The organism is Polaromonas sp. (genome assembly GCF_012927455.1).
Classification (GTDB): Bacteria; Pseudomonadota; Gammaproteobacteria; order Burkholderiales; family Burkholderiaceae_C; genus Polaromonas.
Genome location: NZ_JABBPE010000018.1, coordinates 24,178 through 41,186, shown reverse-complemented (window position 1 = coordinate 41,186; position 17,009 = coordinate 24,178). Strand labels below are relative to the sequence as shown.

General features: G+C 63.9%; 16 protein-coding genes. 8 read left to right on the top strand and 8 right to left on the bottom strand.

Annotated features, from left to right (window positions below):
• Positions 1–36: 36 nt before the first annotated feature.
• The 6 genes from HHJ18_RS18605 to HHJ18_RS18580 all read right to left on the bottom strand — a co-directional run bounded on the left by HHJ18_RS18605 (position 37) and on the right by HHJ18_RS18580 (position 8,966).
• Positions 37–4,032 carry a translocation/assembly module TamB domain-containing protein gene (locus HHJ18_RS18605; protein WP_296917647.1) on the bottom strand — a complete coding sequence of 1,332 codons (3,996 nt, stop codon included), beginning with the start codon at positions 4,030–4,032 and terminating at the stop codon, positions 37–39.
• An 11-nt stretch (positions 4,033–4,043) separates the two neighbouring features.
• Positions 4,044–5,867, bottom strand: a complete 1,824-nt coding sequence (locus tag HHJ18_RS18600; RefSeq protein ID WP_296917645.1) for a BamA/TamA family outer membrane protein — start codon at positions 5,865–5,867, stop codon at positions 4,044–4,046.
• Between the two features lie 140 nt (positions 5,868–6,007).
• Complete coding sequence (locus HHJ18_RS18595; protein ID WP_296917643.1) at positions 6,008–7,219, bottom strand: VWA domain-containing protein; 1,212 nt, start codon at positions 7,217–7,219, stop codon at positions 6,008–6,010.
• Positions 7,220–7,232: 13 nt separating this feature from the next.
• Complete coding sequence (locus HHJ18_RS18590; protein WP_296917641.1) at positions 7,233–7,829, bottom strand: GNAT family protein; 597 nt, start codon at positions 7,827–7,829, stop codon at positions 7,233–7,235.
• Complete coding sequence (locus HHJ18_RS18585) at positions 7,826–8,068, bottom strand: hypothetical protein (protein WP_296917639.1); 243 nt, start codon at positions 8,066–8,068, stop codon at positions 7,826–7,828. The genes HHJ18_RS18590 and HHJ18_RS18585 overlap by 4 nt, the downstream gene beginning before the upstream one ends.
• Positions 8,069–8,123: 55 nt before the next feature.
• Entirely contained in the window at positions 8,124–8,966 is an 843-nt protein-coding gene (locus HHJ18_RS18580) for a MoxR family ATPase (protein WP_296917637.1), read from the bottom strand.
• 172 nt (positions 8,967–9,138) lie between these two features.
• Here HHJ18_RS18580 and HHJ18_RS18575 point away from each other — a divergent pair, with 172 nt between their 5' ends.
• On the top strand, positions 9,139–9,804 hold the full coding sequence (locus HHJ18_RS18575; RefSeq protein ID WP_296917636.1) for a c-type cytochrome: 666 nt from the start codon (positions 9,139–9,141) through the stop codon (positions 9,802–9,804).
• Positions 9,805–9,960: 156 nt separating this feature from the next.
• On the opposite strand, the gene HHJ18_RS18570 is transcribed toward HHJ18_RS18575, so the two are convergent.
• Positions 9,961–10,395, bottom strand: a complete 435-nt coding sequence (locus HHJ18_RS18570; RefSeq protein WP_296917634.1) for a DUF1841 family protein — start codon at positions 10,393–10,395, stop codon at positions 9,961–9,963.
• 162 nt (positions 10,396–10,557) lie between these two features.
• On the opposite strand from HHJ18_RS18570, the gene HHJ18_RS18565 reads away from it, so the two are divergent.
• Positions 10,558–10,779, top strand: coding sequence for a hypothetical protein (locus tag HHJ18_RS18565; protein ID WP_296917632.1), 222 nt, complete (start codon positions 10,558–10,560; stop codon positions 10,777–10,779).
• A 20-nt stretch (positions 10,780–10,799) separates the two neighbouring features.
• Here the strand turns inward: HHJ18_RS18565 and HHJ18_RS18560 are convergent, their stop codons facing one another.
• Positions 10,800–11,603 (bottom strand): IclR family transcriptional regulator C-terminal domain-containing protein, encoded by an 804-nt coding sequence (locus HHJ18_RS18560; protein WP_296917629.1) that lies wholly within the window; start codon positions 11,601–11,603, stop codon positions 10,800–10,802.
• A 123-nt stretch (positions 11,604–11,726) separates the two neighbouring features.
• Here HHJ18_RS18560 and HHJ18_RS18555 point away from each other — a divergent pair, with 123 nt between their 5' ends.
• From HHJ18_RS18555 to HHJ18_RS18530, 6 genes are all read left to right on the top strand, one after another.
• Positions 11,727–12,443: a 3-oxoacid CoA-transferase subunit A gene (locus HHJ18_RS18555; protein WP_296917628.1), complete on the top strand. Its 717-nt coding sequence runs from the start codon at positions 11,727–11,729 to the stop codon at positions 12,441–12,443.
• A gap of 16 nt (positions 12,444–12,459) precedes the next feature.
• The gene (locus HHJ18_RS18550) at positions 12,460–13,101 is read left to right on the top strand and encodes a 3-oxoacid CoA-transferase subunit B (protein WP_296917626.1); all 642 of its coding nucleotides are present in this window, start codon (positions 12,460–12,462) and stop codon (positions 13,099–13,101) included.
• Between the two features lie 28 nt (positions 13,102–13,129).
• Positions 13,130–14,332, top strand: coding sequence for a 3-oxoadipyl-CoA thiolase (pcaF, locus tag HHJ18_RS18545; RefSeq protein WP_296917624.1), 1,203 nt, complete (start codon positions 13,130–13,132; stop codon positions 14,330–14,332).
• 5 nt (positions 14,333–14,337) lie between these two features.
• Complete coding sequence (locus tag HHJ18_RS18540; protein ID WP_296917848.1) at positions 14,338–15,072, top strand: SDR family oxidoreductase; 735 nt, start codon at positions 14,338–14,340, stop codon at positions 15,070–15,072.
• Between the two features lie 101 nt (positions 15,073–15,173).
• Positions 15,174–16,193 (top strand): tripartite tricarboxylate transporter substrate binding protein, encoded by a 1,020-nt coding sequence (locus tag HHJ18_RS18535; protein WP_296917622.1) that lies wholly within the window; start codon positions 15,174–15,176, stop codon positions 16,191–16,193.
• Between the two features lie 13 nt (positions 16,194–16,206).
• A complete protein-coding gene (locus HHJ18_RS18530) occupies positions 16,207–16,962 on the top strand; it encodes a sulfite exporter TauE/SafE family protein (protein ID WP_296917620.1) in 756 nt (251 codons plus the stop codon).
• Positions 16,963–17,009: the final 47 nt, after the last annotated feature.

The window sequence follows — 17,009 nt, the reverse complement described above, 5'->3', positions numbered from 1 at the left end:
TGTATGCGCTGGCCGGTACAGCCAAGGCAAAGCCGCTCAGTCGTAGGGCACGGTGAAGATCAGGTCCACGGCGCTTTGCTGGCCGGCCTGGGCGCGCACGGTGAAGCGCCGCGACAGGTCATAGAAAACATACAGTGTGCCCAGGGCGCCTGAAATACTGCGTTCGTAGGCGGCGTAGAAGTTGCGCGAAAAGCGCTTGCCTAGCGTGACGGCGCCTTCGCTGGTGCCCCCGTTGGCATTGCTGGCGGCGCCGCGAAACGACAGCTCGTCCAGCCCCAGCGACGCGGCCAGGCCGCCCGACATGCCGCCGCCTTTGCCGCCCAGCAGTGCCAGTGCGGCCTGTTGCAGCAGCGCGGCTTCGGCGCCGCCGGCGGCTGAGGGCCGGCCAATCACCAGCCACGACAGCTTTTCAGCTTCGGGCAGTTCAGGCTGGGCGTACAGGCGCACGCGCGGCAGCAGGGCGGTGCCGGTGATCTGCACGCCGATGCGCTGCCCGGTCTGAATACTGTTGGGGCGAATCGCCAGGATGTCGAGGGCCGGGTTGTCGATGGCCCCGGTAAAGCGCAGCGCGCCTTGCTCGACATCCAGGCGCTGGCCGTAGGCGCGGTATTGCCCGCCGAAGGTGTTGACGGTGCCGGTCAGTCGCGGACCGGCCAGCGAGTCGCCGTAGAGGGCGAGCGTGCCGCGCACCCGCGTGTCAAGGCCTTTGCCCTGGATGCGGAAGTCGCGGCCCAGATCAAGCTGAACCGCCAGCTTGACGGGGCGGTTTGGTCTGGCCGCCGGTGCGCTGGTCTCGGCGGGCGCCTTTTGCCCGACGGCGGCGCCACGGTTGGTGCGCACCACCACGTCATCGCCCAGTTGCGGCGTGCCTTCGTCGGGCAAGATGATGCGTGCCTGGTCGACCTCCAGCTTGCCAGTCAGTTCGGCCTGCTCGCCTTTGAGGCTGGCCTGCAGCTGGCCCGACACGGTGAGCTGCCGGTCGGTGCGCAGGCTGGCGCGCAGCCGCTCCAGCTTGGCGTCGAGCTGTACCTGCGGTTTGCCGTCTACCCAGCCGGCTTCGCCCTGGGCCGTCAGGACGCCGCCGGTCCCCTTGTCGCCGGCGCCCTGCAAAGTGAATTCGCTGATGCGCATGCGGCTGCCGTCGAGCCGGGCGCGCAGCCGGCCGTTTGCAAATTCGATGCCATCGACCACCGAGCGCAAGGCCAGGTCGTTGGCCTGCAAATCGCCCGTCAGCAGCGGCGCGGCGCGAGTTCCGCTTATGGCCAGGTCGGCCGCGAGCGAGCCGCGCAAGCGCCAGCCCGGCGGCGCCAACAGCGACCAGACGCCGATGCGCGGCAATTGCGCGCGCAACTGGCCGTTGAGCGGCGCGTCTGGCGACCAGAGCCAGCCGCCTACGCCTTGGCCGGCTGGCGCGCGTGTCAGGCGGGTCTGCAGCTGGCCGTCGGCCGTGCCGGCGCGTTCGCTGTCCCAGCGCAGGGCCAGCGTCAGGGCGTCGCCGTTGCTGACCAGGGATAGTTGCACCTGTTTAAGCCCGGCCGCCAAGCGCGCGTTGCTGCCCTGCACGTTTTGCGCCTGCACCGTGAGGTCGCCACTGCGGCGCGCCAGGCTGGCCTTGAGCTGCAGGCGCTCGCCCAGCGTGGCGTCCCATTGACCATCGAGCAGTAAGTTACCGCCCAGGCCGGCGCCGGCCAGCTGCGGGCCACCGAGCAACTCGATCCAGGCCATGGGCAGGCCGCTAAGCTGGCCGGCGCTGACCAGCTCGCCGGGCCGCCAGCGCACCGGTTGCCAGGCCAGCGTGGCTTGCGCGGGGGTGTTCGCCGAAACACGCGCCGTTGGCGCGCTCAGCAGGGCTTCGCCGGCGCCGCCCTCGAACGTCGCGCCAGCGCCACCGCGCGCTGGCGTCCACTTCAGCGGCAGCGCGCTGCGCGTGGCCAGCCGCCAGGCCCCTGCTCCCCGGGCGGGGTCTTCAACGCTGACGCTGAACTGATTAAGCAGGCCCTGCCAGGCCGCTTCGCCCCAGGCTGCTTGGGCCGCACCGGCTGGCTGGATGCGCCCGCCGGTGGCTGCCAGTTGCAGGGCGTAGCGGCGCTGCTCCACTTCAAGGCGGCCCTGCGCGGCCAGCTGCGCCTGGCTCAATCGGCCTGAGAGTGTGGCTTGCAGCGCGCGGATTTTGAGCTCGCCCGGCGCGCCGCTGGCAGTATCGGCAGGCGTGGCGGCAGCTGCGGCGGCGGTGCGCCAGTCGAGCGAAGGCAGGTCGAGTCGTGCCTGCACTGCCGGATCGGCCCAGCCGCCTTGCCAGTTGGCCTGCAGCTCGGCACTGCCGCTGGCAGCAGCCGTTTGAAGCGCAGCGGGCAGGCCCGGCAGTTGTTGCAGCCAGCGCAAGGCTTGCGCTGCATCGCGGCCGTGCAGGCTGACAGCCCCGCCACCGCTGCTTTGCCGCAGCTCGCCCTGCAGCGTGGCGTCCAGCCCGGGCGCCGTCAAGGCCAGTTGGCCCTTGCCACCGCGTGCGGCGGGCTGGGCTTCAAGCTGGCCCGCCAGTTCGGCGTCGTCGGTGCGCACGCGCAGCGCAGACAGCAGCAGCGTGCCGCCGCCCTGTTTGGGGTTCCAGCTTCCGGTGGCGTTGGCGTCGCGCAGGCGTAGTTGTCCTAATTGGCTCAGGGGATTCTTCTGACGGGAAGCTGTTCTGGCTGCTGGTGCTTGTTTGCCCGCGCTGACAGCCGTCTGCACGCTGGCTTCAAAGCCGGTGGCTTCACCCTGGCTGCGCACGCTGGCCCGGCCGTTCAGCGGCAGCGCGGCAAATCGGCTGTGCAGCTGGGCCGGGTTGACGCGCTGCAGCGTGGCCTGCAGTTTCCAGGCTTGCGCCGCTGCTGCCGTGCCGGCGCTATCGGCTTGCGTCCATTCACCGCTGGCCAGCAGTTCGCCGCCGCCCAGGCGCGCCTTGAGAGTGCGAACCAGCGCCGTGCCATTGCGCCACTCGCCACCGGTTTCCAGCTGCTCCAGCGGCAGCTTTTTGCGGTCCCAGGGGCCAGCCAGGCGGTTGGCCGCCTGCAGCTGTAGCGCCCAGGCCGGGCTGGCCGTGCTGCTGCCTGCAACGGGCCGCACGCTGGCGCTGCCGCTCAGCTGGGTTTGCGGCGCGTCTGGCCACAGCGCGGCCAGGTCCAGGTCACGAAAGCGTGCATCGGCTTGCGGCAGTGGCTGCGCGGCCCAGGGGGTGACGCGGGCCGTGGCAGTTGCCTGCGGTTGCGCAGCGCCGGCGGCGGGCGGGGCAGTCATCTGCAGCTCGGCGTTGACCAGCAGCTCAGTCAGCGGCCCGCGTGCCGTGGCCTGGAAGGCAAGTGGCAGCGCGGTTTTGCTGGCGGGCAGGGTGGTCGTCATGGCGCCTGCCAGGCTGGCGTTCAGCACCAGCGGACCGCTTGAAGTCAGCACGGCGTGCCCGCTGTAGCGGCCACTGGCGACCTGCGCGCCCAGCAGATCGAGCTGATGCTGCAGGCCGTTGAACTGGTAGCGCCCGGAAATGCCAGAGGCGGTCACGCCGGTTAGCGCCGTCGGCCCGGTCCAGCGCAGCTGGGCGACCGAAAATGCATCAAGCGCAACCGGCAGTGGCAGGCTCAGCGTGGTGGGCGGGGCAGGCAATTTGGAAGGCACACGCTGGTCGTCCACCTGCACGCTGACAGCCGTCAGCTGGTTCAGCGTGAGCTTGCCCTGCAGCAGCGACCAGGGCTGCCAGGCTAGGCTGACATCGCGGGCTTCGACGCGCAAGCCGTCCTTTTGCCACAGCAGCTGGTCAACGTGCCCGCCGGCGCGTAGCGAGCCGGTAGCGCGCCCGGCCAGCAGCGGCTGGGATTGGCTTATCCAGCGCAGTGCGCTGGCGAGCGAGCCTTCACTGCCGGCCCACCACCACAGCGCGCTGAGTGATGCCACGACCAGTAGCACCATGCCGCCAGCGGCGAGCGCGGCGGCTTTCAACCAGTGCGACCAGCGCCGGGGCGGCCTGGCAGTCTTGTCGGTGTTGTCAGATTTGGTAAGGTTCACCGGCGCGTCCATCAAAAGACAAAGCCCACGCTGACATGCAAGCGCAGCTGTTTGACTTTGACGCCGTAGGCCAGGTCCATCTGCAAAGGACCAATCGGGCTGCGCCAGCGCACACCGGCGCCCACGCCGACGGCGGGGCGCAGGTCTTGCGGCTTGTCGGCCACGGCGCCGGCATCAAGAAACACAGTGCTTTCGAATTCGCTGGGCAAATCGCCGCGCAGGATGGGGCGCTGCCATTCGATGCTGGCGACGGCCAGGTAGCGCCCCGGGCCAGTCGCACCATTGGCTCGTTTGATGCCGATGTCGCGCAGGCCGTAGCCGCGCACCGTACTGTCGCCGCCGGTGCGAAACAGCTGGGTGGCGGGAATGCTGGCGCTGTCTTTGGCCAGCACGGCGCCGCCTTCTGCCCGCATGGCAATGCGCCCGCGCTGCAGCGGCCGGATGCCGAGCCAGCGGCCCACCGTGCGCGTAAAAGGCTGGCGATTCCCTTCCAGCGTGCTGCCGCCGCCGAGTTCGAAGCCCAGGCCGTAGCCCCTGCCCGGAAAAGGCAGGCTGTCGAAATAGCGGCCGGTCCAGACATAGTTCGCCGTCAAGGCCGAGCCCTCGCCTTCATCGGCGGCTGAGTTGCCCTGCAGGCCGACGCCACTGACGCGCGCCCGGTCGTACTGCAGATAAATGCTGCGGTCTATGCGCTCGCCGGCCTGGGAGCGGCCAAAGCGCAGGCGCTGGGCGCGTGTGATCAGCTCGTTGTCGTCCAGCCGTTCGGCGCGGCCCAAGGCAACCCAGCGCCAGCTGGCCGCGTCGGGGATGGAGGTCCACTCGGTCTGGGCGAACGGGGATTTCTTCTCCAGCTGCAGCTTGGTCACCGCGCGCCAGCCTATGCCGGGCACGCGGTGGTGGGTGTGCTCCACCGAGGCGCGCGGCCCGCTGTCGGTGGTCAGGCCGACGCCCAGAATGATTTTTTGCAGTCTGGCTTCGCTCACCTGTACCTGCACCGGCGCGGCCAGCGGATCGCTTTCGGGGTCGACAAAAATAGAAGCCGAATCAAAGTAACCGCTCGACGCCAGCCGAAACTGCGCTTCCACCAGTTGGTTCTGGTCATACACCGTGCCCGCATTCAGGCGCGCCAGCCGCGGCACCAGCAGCGGGTCGTAGCGTTCCACGCCGCTGACCTGCATGGCGCCGAGCCGGTAGAGCGGGCCGGAGTCGAGTTGCACACGCAAGCTGGCGCGGTGTTCGGGCGCGTCCACGTCGGCCAGGCTATCGGCTAGTTTTCCGGCGGGGTAGCGGCGCGCCACCAGCTCGCGCAGCGCCTGTGTTTTGGCGCCGGCCCAGGCGTCTTGCGTGAAGCGCTGGTTGGCGGGCAGGCGCCAGTCGCGCCGGATGCCTTCGCGTTGCGCCAGTGCATCGGCATCGGTGGATTGGGCAATGTCACCGGCAAAGTTGATGGAGACGGAGTCTATCAAGGTGGCATCTCCCGGATCGACGGCGACAACGATGGTCGGGCGCTGATTGACCTCCCCCTCACGCGTGATGCGGATGTCGGGGCTGAAGTAACCGAGCGTGCCGACGAGGTTGCGCACATTGCGCTCGGCCAGCACGATCAGGCGCGCCAGTTCGGCCTCGTCCAGATCGGTCACCGCGCGGTAGCGTTGCAGTTCAAGGTGCTTTTCGAGCAGCTCGCGCACCACGGTAGGAGCGCGCACGGCAATGTCGAAAGCGCTGACTTCAGGTTCGGCGCCGGCGGGCCCGACCTCGCCTTGCGGCGTGGCAGGCGGTGCTATTTTTGCTGGCGGCGCTGCGGGGGCTGGTGCGGTTTGCGCGGGTAAGGCCATTTGCGCGCCAGCGGCAGGCGCCAGGAAAATTGCCAGAAGGGCGCAAGCAAGGGCCAAGCTTGCAGTGCTGAGTGCTGCCGGGGTGGCCGTCCGTGCATTGACAGTACTGGAATAGGTCACAAGTCCAGTTTACTTGAGCGCTATTTGGACAGCAGCCGCATGGCCTCTTCCAGCCCGCGCAGGGTCAGCGGGAACATGCGCTGGTTGACCAGTTGCTGGATCACGCTGATGCTCTGGCGGTATTGCCAGACGCCCTGCGGTTCCGGGTTGATCCAGGCGAATTTGGGGAAAGCATTGGTCAGCCGCTGCATCCATTGGGCACCGGCTTCTTCGTTGTTGTATTCAACACTGCCGCCGGGCTGGAGTATTTCGTAAGGGCTCATGGTGGCGTCGCCAACAAAGATCAGTTTGTAGTCCTTGTTGTACTTGCGGATGATGTCCCAGGTCGGAAATTTCTCGGCAAAGCGGCGCCGGTTGTTCTTCCACATGAAGTCATAGACGCAGTTGTGAAAGTAATAAAACTCGAGGTGCTTGAACTCGGCCTTGACGGCAGAAAACATTTCCTCGACGCGGTGAATATGGTCGTCCATGGTGCCGCCCACGTCCATCAGCAACAACACTTTCACATTGTTGTGGCGCTCGGGCACCATCTTGATGTCAAGCCAGCCGGCATTGGCTGCGGTACTTCGGATGGTGTCGTCCAGGTCGAGCTCTTCCTGGTTGCCCTGGCGCGCAAACTTGCGCAGCCGGCGCAGCGCAACCTTGATGTTGCGCGTGCCGAGCTCCTGCGTGTCGTCGTAGTCCTTGTAGGCGCGCTGGTCCCAGACTTTGACCGCGCTTCTGTTGCGACTTTTTTCCTGGCCTATGCGTATGCCCTGCGGGTTGTAGCCATTGGCGCCAAAGGGCGAGGTGCCGCCGGTACCAATCCATTTGCTGCCGCCTTCGTGGCGCTCTTTTTGTTCTTCAAAACGTTTTTTAAGCGTTTCCATGAGCTCGTCCCAGCCCATTTTTTCGATTTTGGCCTTGTCCTCGGCGCTGAGCTGCAGTTCGAGGTTTTTGCGCAGCCAGTCGAGCGGAATCTCTTTCGTGAAGTCAGCGACCATCTCCACGCCCTTGAAGTAGGCCGCGAAGGCGCGGTCAAACTTGTCGTAGTGCTTTTCGTCCTTCACCAGCACGGTGCGGCTCAGGTAATAGAAGTCGTCAATCTTGTAAGCGCCTTCGCCGGGCTCGTCAGGCTTGCCGCTGTTGGGTCCGACCACACCGGCTTCCAGCGCTTCGAGCAGCACCAAAAATTCCTTGACCGAAACCGGCAATTTGGCCGAGCGCAGGGTGTAGAAAAAGTCAATCAGCATGGTGTGTGCAATCTCAGGGGCGCGGTTTGTCCAGCAGGTACAGCAACTGCGCCTTGACCTCTGGCCATTCGCCGGCGCGCAGGCTGTACAGGACGGTGTCGCGGATGGTGCCGTCGCGCCGCAGCGCATGACCGCGAATCACGCCATCTTTGCGCGCGCCCAGCTGTTCGATGGCGCGCTGCGAGGCGTGGTTGAAATTGTCGGTCCGCCAGCCGACGACATGGCAGCCCAGGGTTTCAAACGCGTGCGTCAGCATCAACAGCTTGCAGGTGGTGTTGACGTGGCTGCGCTGGCAGCGCAGGGCGTACCAGGTGTAGCCAATCTCCAGGCGTTTGACCGCCGGCAGTATGTCGTGGTAACTGGTGCTGCCCAGCACCGTGCCGCTGGAATGGTCGCGCACCGCAAAGGCGAAACGGTTGCCGTCCTGGCGGGCTGCCAGCGCGGCTTCAATGTAGGCGCGCGTTTGTTCCGGCTCGGGCACCGAGGTGACGCGCAGCTTCCAGAGTTCACCGTCGGCGGCCGCGGCGCGCAGACCGGCTTCATGCTCAAGCGCCAACGGCACCAGTTCTACACCGCGCGCGGCCAGCGTGACGGCTTCTACAAAACTCATGGTGCTTGCTTCCGTTTTTCCAGCTGACGTTCAGCGTGTACGCGGCGCCAGCGCCGTGCTTGCCGCAGGCCCAGGCTGCCACCCAGAATAAGCAGTGCCACGCCAACCATTCGGCTGGCGCTGTAGCCCTCGGTGGCGACTTCGAAACCCAGCAGGCTGGCCAGCCACCAGCCCAACAACGCGCCGCCCAGGAAGCCGGCGGCGTCGCTCAGCCCCTCAATCAACAATGACTTGCCCATGGTGCTCTAGCTCTGCGTTCGAAGGTTTTGATGGTTGGCTTTTGAAGCGAAGGGACTAGCGGTTGTTGCGCTGCATGAAGACGAGCTTTTCAAACAGGGTCACGTCCTGCTCGTTTTTGAGCAGTGCGCCGACCAGCGGCGGCACGGTCACCTTGTCGTCGCGGCTTTGCAGGGCTTCCAGCGGAATGTCTTCAGCCAGCAGCAGCTTGAGCCAGTCGAGCAGCTCGCTGGTGGAGGGCTTCTTCTTTAGGCCGGGCAGGTTGCGGACTTCATAAAAAGTCTTCATGGCGGCCGCCAGCAATTCCTTTTTGAGGCCGGGAAAATGCACGTCGACGATTTGCTTCATGGTGTCGGCGTCGGGGAACTTGATGTAGTGAAAAAAGCAGCGGCGCAAAAAGGCGTCGGGCAGTTCTTTTTCATTGTTGGACGTGATGAACACCAGCGGCCGGTGCCTGGCCTTGATGAGTTCGCGCGTCTCGTAGACGTAAAACTCCATGCGGTCGATCTCGCGCAGCAGGTCGTTCGGAAATTCAATGTCGGCCTTGTCGATCTCGTCGATCAGCAGGGCGACCGGCTGCTCTGCCGTGAAGGCTTGCCACAACACACCCTTGACGATGTAGTTATGAATGTCCTTCACCTTTTCATCGCCCAGTTGGGAATCGCGCAGGCGCGAGACGGCGTCGTATTCATACAGGCCCTGCTGCGCCTTGGTGGTGGACTTGATGTGCCACTGCAGCAGCGGAAGACTCAAGGCCTGCGCCACTTCCTCGGCCAGCATGGTTTTGCCGGTGCCGGGCTCGCCCTTGACCAACAACGGCCTTTTCAGGGTGGCTGCGGCATTGACGGCCAGCATCAGGTCCGGCGTGGCGACGTAGTTTTGTGAGCCTTGGAATTTCATGTGCTTGGGGAGTCAGAAGTGTGGAAGGGCTGTTGCTGGGGCGTTGAAAGAGCTTGATGGTTGAGGCAGCTCTGGCGCTGGCAACCGGCAAGCGGTGTCTGAAATCCGTCAGGCCCAGATATAATCCAAAGCTGTTCTAAACGATGAATTTTCACTTGATTGTGCGCGAAAAATGAATAAGCTGTTGACCACGATATTCGCTCTGGCTGTCTCCTGTGTGACGGCTTCCAGCCTCGCACAGGAGCTTAAAGGCGACGCCAAAGCAGGCGAAACCAAGAACGCCATGTGTATTGGTTGCCACGGCATCAAGGGCTACCAGGCCTCTTTCCCCGAGGTCTACAAGGTCCCCATGATTTCCGGCCAGAGCGCCAAGTACATCGCGTCGTCGCTGCATGCATACAAAAAAGGCGAGCGCAAGCACCCGACCATGCGCGGCATTGCCGAGTCGCTGAGCGATCAGGACATGGTCGATCTGGCCGCTTATTACAGCGTGCATGGCGTGGTGGTGGGCGCGACGCTTCCGGTCAAGCCATCCAGGGAACCGAGCGCCGAGGTGCAGGCCCTGCTCAGCAAGGCCAATTGCGCGTCCTGCCATGGCGCCAACTTCGGCCAGCCGATTGACCCGTCTTACCCCAAAATTGGTGGTCAGCATGCGGATTACCTGTTTGTGGCTCTCAAGTCGTACAAGATAGAGAACAACGCCAAGGTGGGTCGCGGCAACGCCATCATGGCGGGCATGGCCAAGCAGTACACCAATGCCGAGCTCAAGATGCTGGCTAACTATGTGTCGTCGGTCGAAGGTGAACTCAAGGTGGTTCCGCAGAGCAAATTCCGCTGAAGCGCAAGCACCCCGCCAAAAAAAAGCCGCTGTTTCAGTGGTTTTTTTTTGGCGGGGTGGCGCATACGGCAGAAAATTTTCCGCCGGGCCGCGCCAAGGGAAATTAGTTTCCTCGGGAGGCGGCGTGTTAAACAAAGTGAAAGCCTGGGGCTAAATCTAGTCTCGGGTGGCACGGCGTTGCACGCAGTCGATATAAGCGGCGCCGTCGGGGGGGCGGCCGGCGCGCTGGCTTTCCCAAACCATCTGGCCCAGACAGTCCATGGCCTCGTGGTGCGCGTCGTGCAGCGAGTCACGCCTGGCAGTCAGAAGCTCCACGGCCTGGCGGATACCGCGCGGCTGGTCGATGGAGCATTGCTCGCTGATCGACAGATGCATGGACAGGTGCAGGAAGGGGTTGGTTTTGCCGTCTTCCACGTCGTACATTTTTTGCAGCGCGGCATCGACATCGGAAAAATCCGTTTGGTACTCGGGGTGCTCTTCCAGCCACTGGCTTGCTATGGTTTCTATAGCTTCCAGCGGTTGCCCAGCAAGGCCTTTGGCATAAACAGAGCAGAAAAACCGGCGGACATCGGCTTGCGAGGGGGTAAACATGGGCAAAGCGTAGCACGGGCGCACCTTGCCCTGAAGGCGGCGGGAAATGAAACCGGATCTTGTCCTACGCGAACTTGGCGCGCTGCCTTCTATAGTTGGGCGGTAGCGTGGCGACTTGAAGCCGCCTGTTTTGTCAATCCCTATATAAGAAGGAAATTTCCAATGAAAGCAACCACCATCACAGGCATCGTGTTAATCGTTCTGGGCCTTGTTGGCTTCTTGACTGGCGGCTTCAGCTTTACCAAAGACACGACGACCGCCAAGATCGGCCCGCTGGAGCTTTCGGTCAAGGAAAAAGAGACCGTCAACTTCCCTCAGTGGCTCAGTCTGGGCGCCATCGCCCTGGGCGCTATCGTGCTGGTTGCTGGCACCCGCAAGGGCTGAGGCAAGCCACAGCGCAGCCGTCAGTCCGGCTTGACCGCCAGCAGCCGCGAAATGGTCTGGGCTGACGCCAGCAGGGCCGGCAACATGCTGTCCTGCATGACCCTGGCGCTGCTGCGGTTGGCCTGGCCGCTGATGTTCATCGCGGCGACGGTGTGGCCGGCCCGGTTGGTCACGGGTGCGGCGAGCGACACCAGGCCTTCTTCCAGTTCTTGATTGACCAGGCACCAGCCCTGCTTTCGCACCGCGCGGATTCGCGCCAGCAAGTCGTCAATTTCGGTCACCGTGTGCCGCGTCAGTGCCATGCGCTCCGAAGACTGCAGCCGGCTCATAACTTCGTCGTCGTCGAGTCCGGCCAGCAGCACGCGGCCCATCGACGTGCAGTAGGCCGGCAGGCGCGAACCGACACCCAGGCTGATGCTCATGATCTTGTGGGTCGGCACGCGCAGCACGTACACGATGTCGGTGCCGTCCAGCACCGCGGCCGAGCACGACTCCTTGATTTGCGCTACCAGCGCTTCCATTACCGGCTCGGCCAAGCCCCATATCGGCATGGACGAGAGGTAGGCAAAGCCCAAGTCCAGTATGCGCGGCGTCAGGCTGAACAGCTTGCCCTCACTGCGCACATAGCCCAGCGCCGCCAGCGTCAGCAAGATGCGGCGCGCGCCGGCGCGACTCAGGCCGCTGCGTCCGGCCACTTCGCTCAAGGTTTGCCGGGGTGCGCTGGCGCTGAAGGAGCGAATCACTTCGAGCCCGCGTGCAAACGACTGCACGTAGCCGTCGCCGGGCTTGAGGTCTGCAATGAGGGTGGCTGCGGCATTTGCCATGCGGTTAAAAATCTCCTAAAATTCATTATACGAACGTTTGTTCTAATTACAAACAAAATAGGTCCCTCAAAATTAGGCGTTCCCTTTTCTTGTTTCCTGGTTGGAGTTGCTGGAGACCCTTGAATGATCAACAAAATTGCCCTTTCCATCGCCGACGCGCTGGCCGATGTGAAAGACGGCGCCACTGTAATGATTGGCGGCTTTGGCACCGCCGGCATTCCCAATGAACTGATTGACGGCCTGATTGCCCAGGGCGCCAAGGATCTGACCGTGGTTAACAACAACGCGGGCAATGCCGAGGAGGGGCTGGCCGCTTTGCTGAAAGCCGGGCGCGTTCGTAAGATCATCTGCAGCTTTCCGCGCCAGGTCGACAGCCACATCTTTGACGCGCTCTACCGCAGCGGCAAGCTGGATCTCGAATTGGTGCCGCAAGGCAATCTGGCCGAACGCATTCGCGCAGCGGGGGCGGGCATTGGCGCATTTTTCTCTCCTACTGGCTATGGCACGGAGCTGGCCAAAAACGTCGACGGAAGCGCCAAGGAAACCCGTGAAATCAACGGTAGGCATTACGTGCTGGAAATGCCGATTTATGGCGATGTGGCGTTGATCAAGGCCGAGCAGGGGGACCGCTGGGGCAACCTGACGTACCGAATGGCAGCACGCAACTTTGGCCCGGTGATGGCGACTGCCGCCCGGAAAACCGTGGCCACGGTGCATGAAATTGTCGAGCTGGGCGCGCTCAACCCGGAACACATCGTGACCCCCGGCATCTTTGTGCAGCAGATCGTGAAGATAGAGCGCATGGCGACCCAGGCCGGCGGTTTCAGGAAAGCAGCCTAATCATATTCACATGCTCATGACTTACCAAAAACGCAGCAAAGAACAGCTCGCCGCCCGCGTGGCGCAAGACATTCACGAAGGCGCCGTCGTCAACCTCGGCATCGGCATGCCCACGCTGGTTGCCAACCACATCCCGGCCAGCCGCGAAGTGATTTTGCACAGCGAAAACGGCATTTTGGGCATGGGCCCGGCGCCGGCCGAGTGCGACGCGGACTACGACCTGATCAACGCCGGCAAGCAGCCGGTGACGTTGCTCAAGGGCGGCTCGTTTTTTCACCATGCCGACAGCTTTGCCATGATGCGCGGCGGCCATCTGGATATCTGCGTGCTGGGCGCGTTTCAGGTCTCGTCTACCGGTGATCTGGCCAACTGGAGCACCGGCGAGGCGGGTGCCATTCCCGCCGTGGGCGGCGCCATGGACCTGGCCATAGGCGCCAGGCAAACTTGGGTGATGATGGACCTGCTGACCAAAAAGGGCGAGAGCAAGGTGGTGGCGCAGTGCAGCTACCCGCTCACCGGCATGGCCTGCGTCAAGCGCATTTACTCCGAACTTGCGACGCTGGCCTGCACACCGCAAGGCCTGCAGCTCATCGACCTGGTCGAGGGGCTGCCGCTTGCCGAGTTGGAAAAGCTCATCGGCCTGCCGATTTCCGCCTGAACATACACATTTACCACCGGGACACCTCATGAACCAGGCTTTTATCTGCGACGCCATCCGTACCCCCTTTGGCCGCTACGGCGGCGCCTTGAGCAGCGTGCGCACCGACGACCTCGGCGCGATTCCGCTCAAGGCCTTGATGGCGCGCAACCCGAATGTGGACTGGATGGCGGTGACCGACGTGATTTATGGTTGCGTCAACCAGGCCGGCGAAGACAACCGCAACGTGGCCCGCATGGCCACGCTGCTTGCCGGTTTGCCGCTTGAGCTGCCCGGCGCCACCATCAACCGGCTGTGCGGCTCAGGCATGGATGCGATCGGCACGGCAGCGCGCGCCATCAAGGCCGGCGAAGCCAGCATGATGATTGCCGGCGGGGTCGAGAGCATGAGCCGCGCGCCTTTTGTGATGGGCAAGGCCGAGAGCGCTTTCAGCCGCGCCGCGCAGATGTATGACACGACGATAGGCTGGCGCTTCGTCAACAAGCTCATGAAAGAAAAGTACGGCGTTGACGCGATGCCCGAGACCGCCGAAAACGTCGCCACCGACTACCGCATCAGCCGGCAAGACCAAGACAAGATGGCGCTGGCCTCGCAGCGCAAGGCGATCGCGGCGCAGAAGTCGGGTTTCTTCGATGCCGAAATAACGCCCGTCACCATCTTGCAGAAAAAGGGCGATCCTCTGGTCGTCAGCCAGGACGAGCACCCGCGCGAAACCTCGCTGGAAGCGCTGGCCAAACTCAAGGGCGCGGTGCGGCCCGACGGCAGTGTCACGGCGGGCAACGCATCGGGCGTCAACGATGGCGCCTGCGCGCTGCTGATCGCCGATGAAGAGGCGGCGAGAAAAAACGGCCTGACGCCGCGCGCCCGCATCGTCGGCATGGCAACGGCCGGCGTACCGCCGCGCATCATGGGCATAGGCCCGGCGCCGGCGACAGAAAAAGTGCTGGCCCTGACGGGGCTGAGCCTGGCGCGGATGGATGTGATCGAGCTCAACGAAGCCTTTGCCGCGCAGGGGCTGGCGGTGCTGCGCCTGCTCGGTCTGCAGGACGATGACCTGCGCGTCAACCCGAATGGCGGCGCGATTGCGCTGGGCCATCCGCTGGGCGCGTCGGGCGCGCGGCTGGTGACCACGGCGGTCAACCAGTTGCACCGCAGCGGAGGGCGTTATGCCCTGTGCACCATGTGCATCGGCGTGGGGCAAGGCATTGCCGTCATCCTGGAGCGGGTATGAGCACGATGGCTGCTCTCTTGCCTGATGCCACCGTCGTCACCGGCGCCAGTTCGGGAATAGGCCGGGCCATTGCTGAGGCCCTGCTGGCGCTAGGCAAAAACGTCGTCAACCTCGACTACGTGTTGCCGGACTGGCGTCATCCCCAATTGGTTTCCTACCAGGCCGACCTGACGAAGGAAGCGTCCACGCGCGAGCGCGCCGCCGAGATTGCGGCCAGGCACCAGGTCACCGCGCTGGTCAACAACGCCGGCGCCACCCGTCCCGGCTCAATCGACACTGCGACCATGCAAACCCTTGACGACGTGGTCGGCCTGCATTTGCGCGCGGTCATCTTGCTGACGCAGGCTTTTCTGCCCAGCCTTCGCGCCTGCGGCCATGGCCGCATCGTCAATATGTCTTCGCGCGCCGCACTGGGCAAGGTCGACCGCATCGTCTATTCGGCCACCAAGGCCGGCATGATAGGCATGACGCGCACGCTGGCGATGGAACTTGGACGCGACGGCATCACTGTCAATGCGATTGGTCCCGGACCGATTGCCACCGAACTGTTCCGCAAAAGCAACCCCGAAGGTGCGCCGCAGACGCAGCGCATCCTGGACGGCATTGTGGTTGGCCGCATGGGCACGGCCCAGGACGTGGCACGCGCCGCGATGTTCTTTCTTTCGCCCGACAACGGCTTTGTCACCGGGCAGGTGCTGTACGTCTGCGGCGGCACCACGCTGGGCACCGCGCCAGTCTGATTTTTTGCCTTGCTTTCATGCCGGCTCTGCCTGCTGGTCCAACCGACCTGCAACTGCGCAGTCCGGATTCCTTCCATTTATCGTCATCAAGGACTTTTGTCATGTCGTATCCATCTTGTTTCATCAGCGCTTCGCGCCGTCATTTCAGCCTTGGCGGGCTGGCCTCTGCCGCCCTGCTGGGTACCGGTCTGCTGGCTGCTGGGCCCGCTGCGGCTCAGGCCGCCTATCCAGCCAAAACCATCACCATCGTCGTGCCCTTTGCTGCTGGCGGCACCACCGACATCCTGGCGCGCATCGCCGGCCAGGCGCTGACCGCCGAGCTGGGCCAGACCGTCATTGTTGACAACCGGGCCGGCGCGGGCGGCAACATAGGCGCCCAGGCGGCGGCGCGCGCGCCAGCTGACGGTTACACGCTGTTCATGGGAACGGTCGGCACGCACGCGATCAACGCCAGCCTGTACAAAAAGATGCCGTTTGATCCGATCAAGGATTTCGCGCCGCTGACGCGCGTGGCCAATGTGCCCAACCTGTTGGTCGCCAACCCGGCGCAACCCTTCAAGACCGTCAAGGAACTGATCGCCTACGCCAAGGCTCATCCGGGGCAGCTCAATTTCGGATCGTCAGGCAATGGCAGCTCTATTCACCTGTCGGGCGAGCTGTTCAAGTCGATGGCCAAGATCGATATGCAGCACGTGCCTTACAAGGGCAGCGCGCCAGCCGTGACCGATCTGCTGGGCAACCAGATCGCCATCATGTTCGACAACATGCCTTCGGCCATCCAGCATGTGCGTTCGGGCAAGCTGCGCGCCATTGCCGTGACTACGTCCAAACGTTCCCCTGAACTGCCTGACGTGCCGACCATTGCCGAGGCCGGCGTGCCAGGCTACGAGGCGACCTCGTGGTTTGGCCTGTTTGCGCCAGCGGCCACGCCGCCGGCCGTGATCAGCCGACTCAATGCCGCCATCGTCAAGGTGCTGGCCAATCCCGACGTCAAAAAGCAGATCAATGACCAAGGTGCTGAGGTGTACAGCGAAACGCCGCAGCAGTTCGCCGCCTTCATTCAGAAAGAAACCGTGAAGTGGAGCAAGGTGGTGAAGGATTCGGGCGCCAGCATGGACTGATGTGGGCGGGACAATGGCTTTTTCGTTGATCACCGAGCCTTTTTTTTACGTCGTTGCCATTCCGGCAGTGCTGCTGCTCGGCATCAGCAAAAGCGGTTTTGGCGCCGGCTTTGGCTCGCTCGCGGTGCCGGTGATGGCGCTGGCTGTCACGGTGCCGCAGGCCGCCGCTATTTTGATGCCGGTGCTGCTGCTGATGGACCTGCTGGGCGTGGCGGCCTTCCGCAAGAACTTCGACCTGCCGTTTCTGAAATTTCTGGTGCCCTTCGGTCTGGTCGGCACGCTGCTGGGGGCGCTGCTGTTCAGTGTGCTTGATGCCAAAGTGGTGGCGGGTCTGGTGGGTGTCTTTACCCTGCTGTTTCTGGCGCAGCGCCTGCTGTTTCCGCCCCGGCCTGACAGCGCGCCGCCGCCAAAATGGCTGGGCGCGATCCTGACGGTGACCGCGGGGTTCACCAGCTTTGTGGCCCATGCCGGTGGCCCGCCGCTGAGCGCTTACGTGATTCCGCTGCGGCTGAGTCCAATCAAATTTACCGCCACCATGGCGTTTTTCTTCTTTGTAATCAACCTCTCCAAGTGGCTCCCCTATGCCTGGCTAGGCCTGCTGGACCTGCGTAATATGACGACCTCGCTGGCTCTGCTGCCGCTGGCGCCGCTGGGCGTGTGGCTGGGTCTGCGGCTGGCCAAAAGCATTAGCCCAATGTTGTTTTACCGCCTCCTGTATCTCGGCATGCTGCTGACCGGCTGCAAGCTGGTTTGGGACGCTCTTCGCTAGGCGGCGCTGCGCTGTGACCGCCCCGAAGCGGCGATTCGTCGGTAAAA

Bases quoted from the DNA above. Each gene is read 5' to 3' on its own strand.
- HHJ18_RS18600 (WP_296917645.1), bottom strand. From the start codon at position 5,867: ATGGCCTTACCCGCGCAAACCGCACCAGCCCCCGCAGCGCCGCCAGCA.
- HHJ18_RS18595 (WP_296917643.1), bottom strand. From the start codon at position 7,219: ATGCTGATTGACTTTTTCTACACCCTGCGCTCGGCCAAATTGCCGGTT.
- HHJ18_RS18590 (WP_296917641.1), bottom strand. From the start codon at position 7,829: ATGAGTTTTGTAGAAGCCGTCACGCTGGCCGCGCGCGGTGTAGAACTG.
- HHJ18_RS18585 (WP_296917639.1), bottom strand. From the start codon at position 8,068: ATGGGCAAGTCATTGTTGATTGAGGGGCTGAGCGACGCCGCCGGCTTC.
- HHJ18_RS18580 (WP_296917637.1), bottom strand. From the start codon at position 8,966: ATGAAATTCCAAGGCTCACAAAACTACGTCGCCACGCCGGACCTGATG.
- HHJ18_RS18575 (WP_296917636.1), top strand. From the start codon at position 9,139: ATGAATAAGCTGTTGACCACGATATTCGCTCTGGCTGTCTCCTGTGTG.
- HHJ18_RS18570 (WP_296917634.1), bottom strand. From the start codon at position 10,395: ATGTTTACCCCCTCGCAAGCCGATGTCCGCCGGTTTTTCTGCTCTGTT.
- HHJ18_RS18565 (WP_296917632.1), top strand. From the start codon at position 10,558: ATGAAAGCAACCACCATCACAGGCATCGTGTTAATCGTTCTGGGCCTT.
- HHJ18_RS18560 (WP_296917629.1), bottom strand. From the start codon at position 11,603: ATGGCAAATGCCGCAGCCACCCTCATTGCAGACCTCAAGCCCGGCGAC.
- HHJ18_RS18555 (WP_296917628.1), top strand. From the start codon at position 11,727: ATGATCAACAAAATTGCCCTTTCCATCGCCGACGCGCTGGCCGATGTG.
- HHJ18_RS18550 (WP_296917626.1), top strand. From the start codon at position 12,460: ATGACTTACCAAAAACGCAGCAAAGAACAGCTCGCCGCCCGCGTGGCG.
- pcaF (WP_296917624.1), top strand. From the start codon at position 13,130: ATGAACCAGGCTTTTATCTGCGACGCCATCCGTACCCCCTTTGGCCGC.
- HHJ18_RS18540 (WP_296917848.1), top strand. From the start codon at position 14,338: ATGGCTGCTCTCTTGCCTGATGCCACCGTCGTCACCGGCGCCAGTTCG.
- HHJ18_RS18535 (WP_296917622.1), top strand. From the start codon at position 15,174: ATGTCGTATCCATCTTGTTTCATCAGCGCTTCGCGCCGTCATTTCAGC.
- HHJ18_RS18530 (WP_296917620.1), top strand. From the start codon at position 16,207: ATGGCTTTTTCGTTGATCACCGAGCCTTTTTTTTACGTCGTTGCCATT.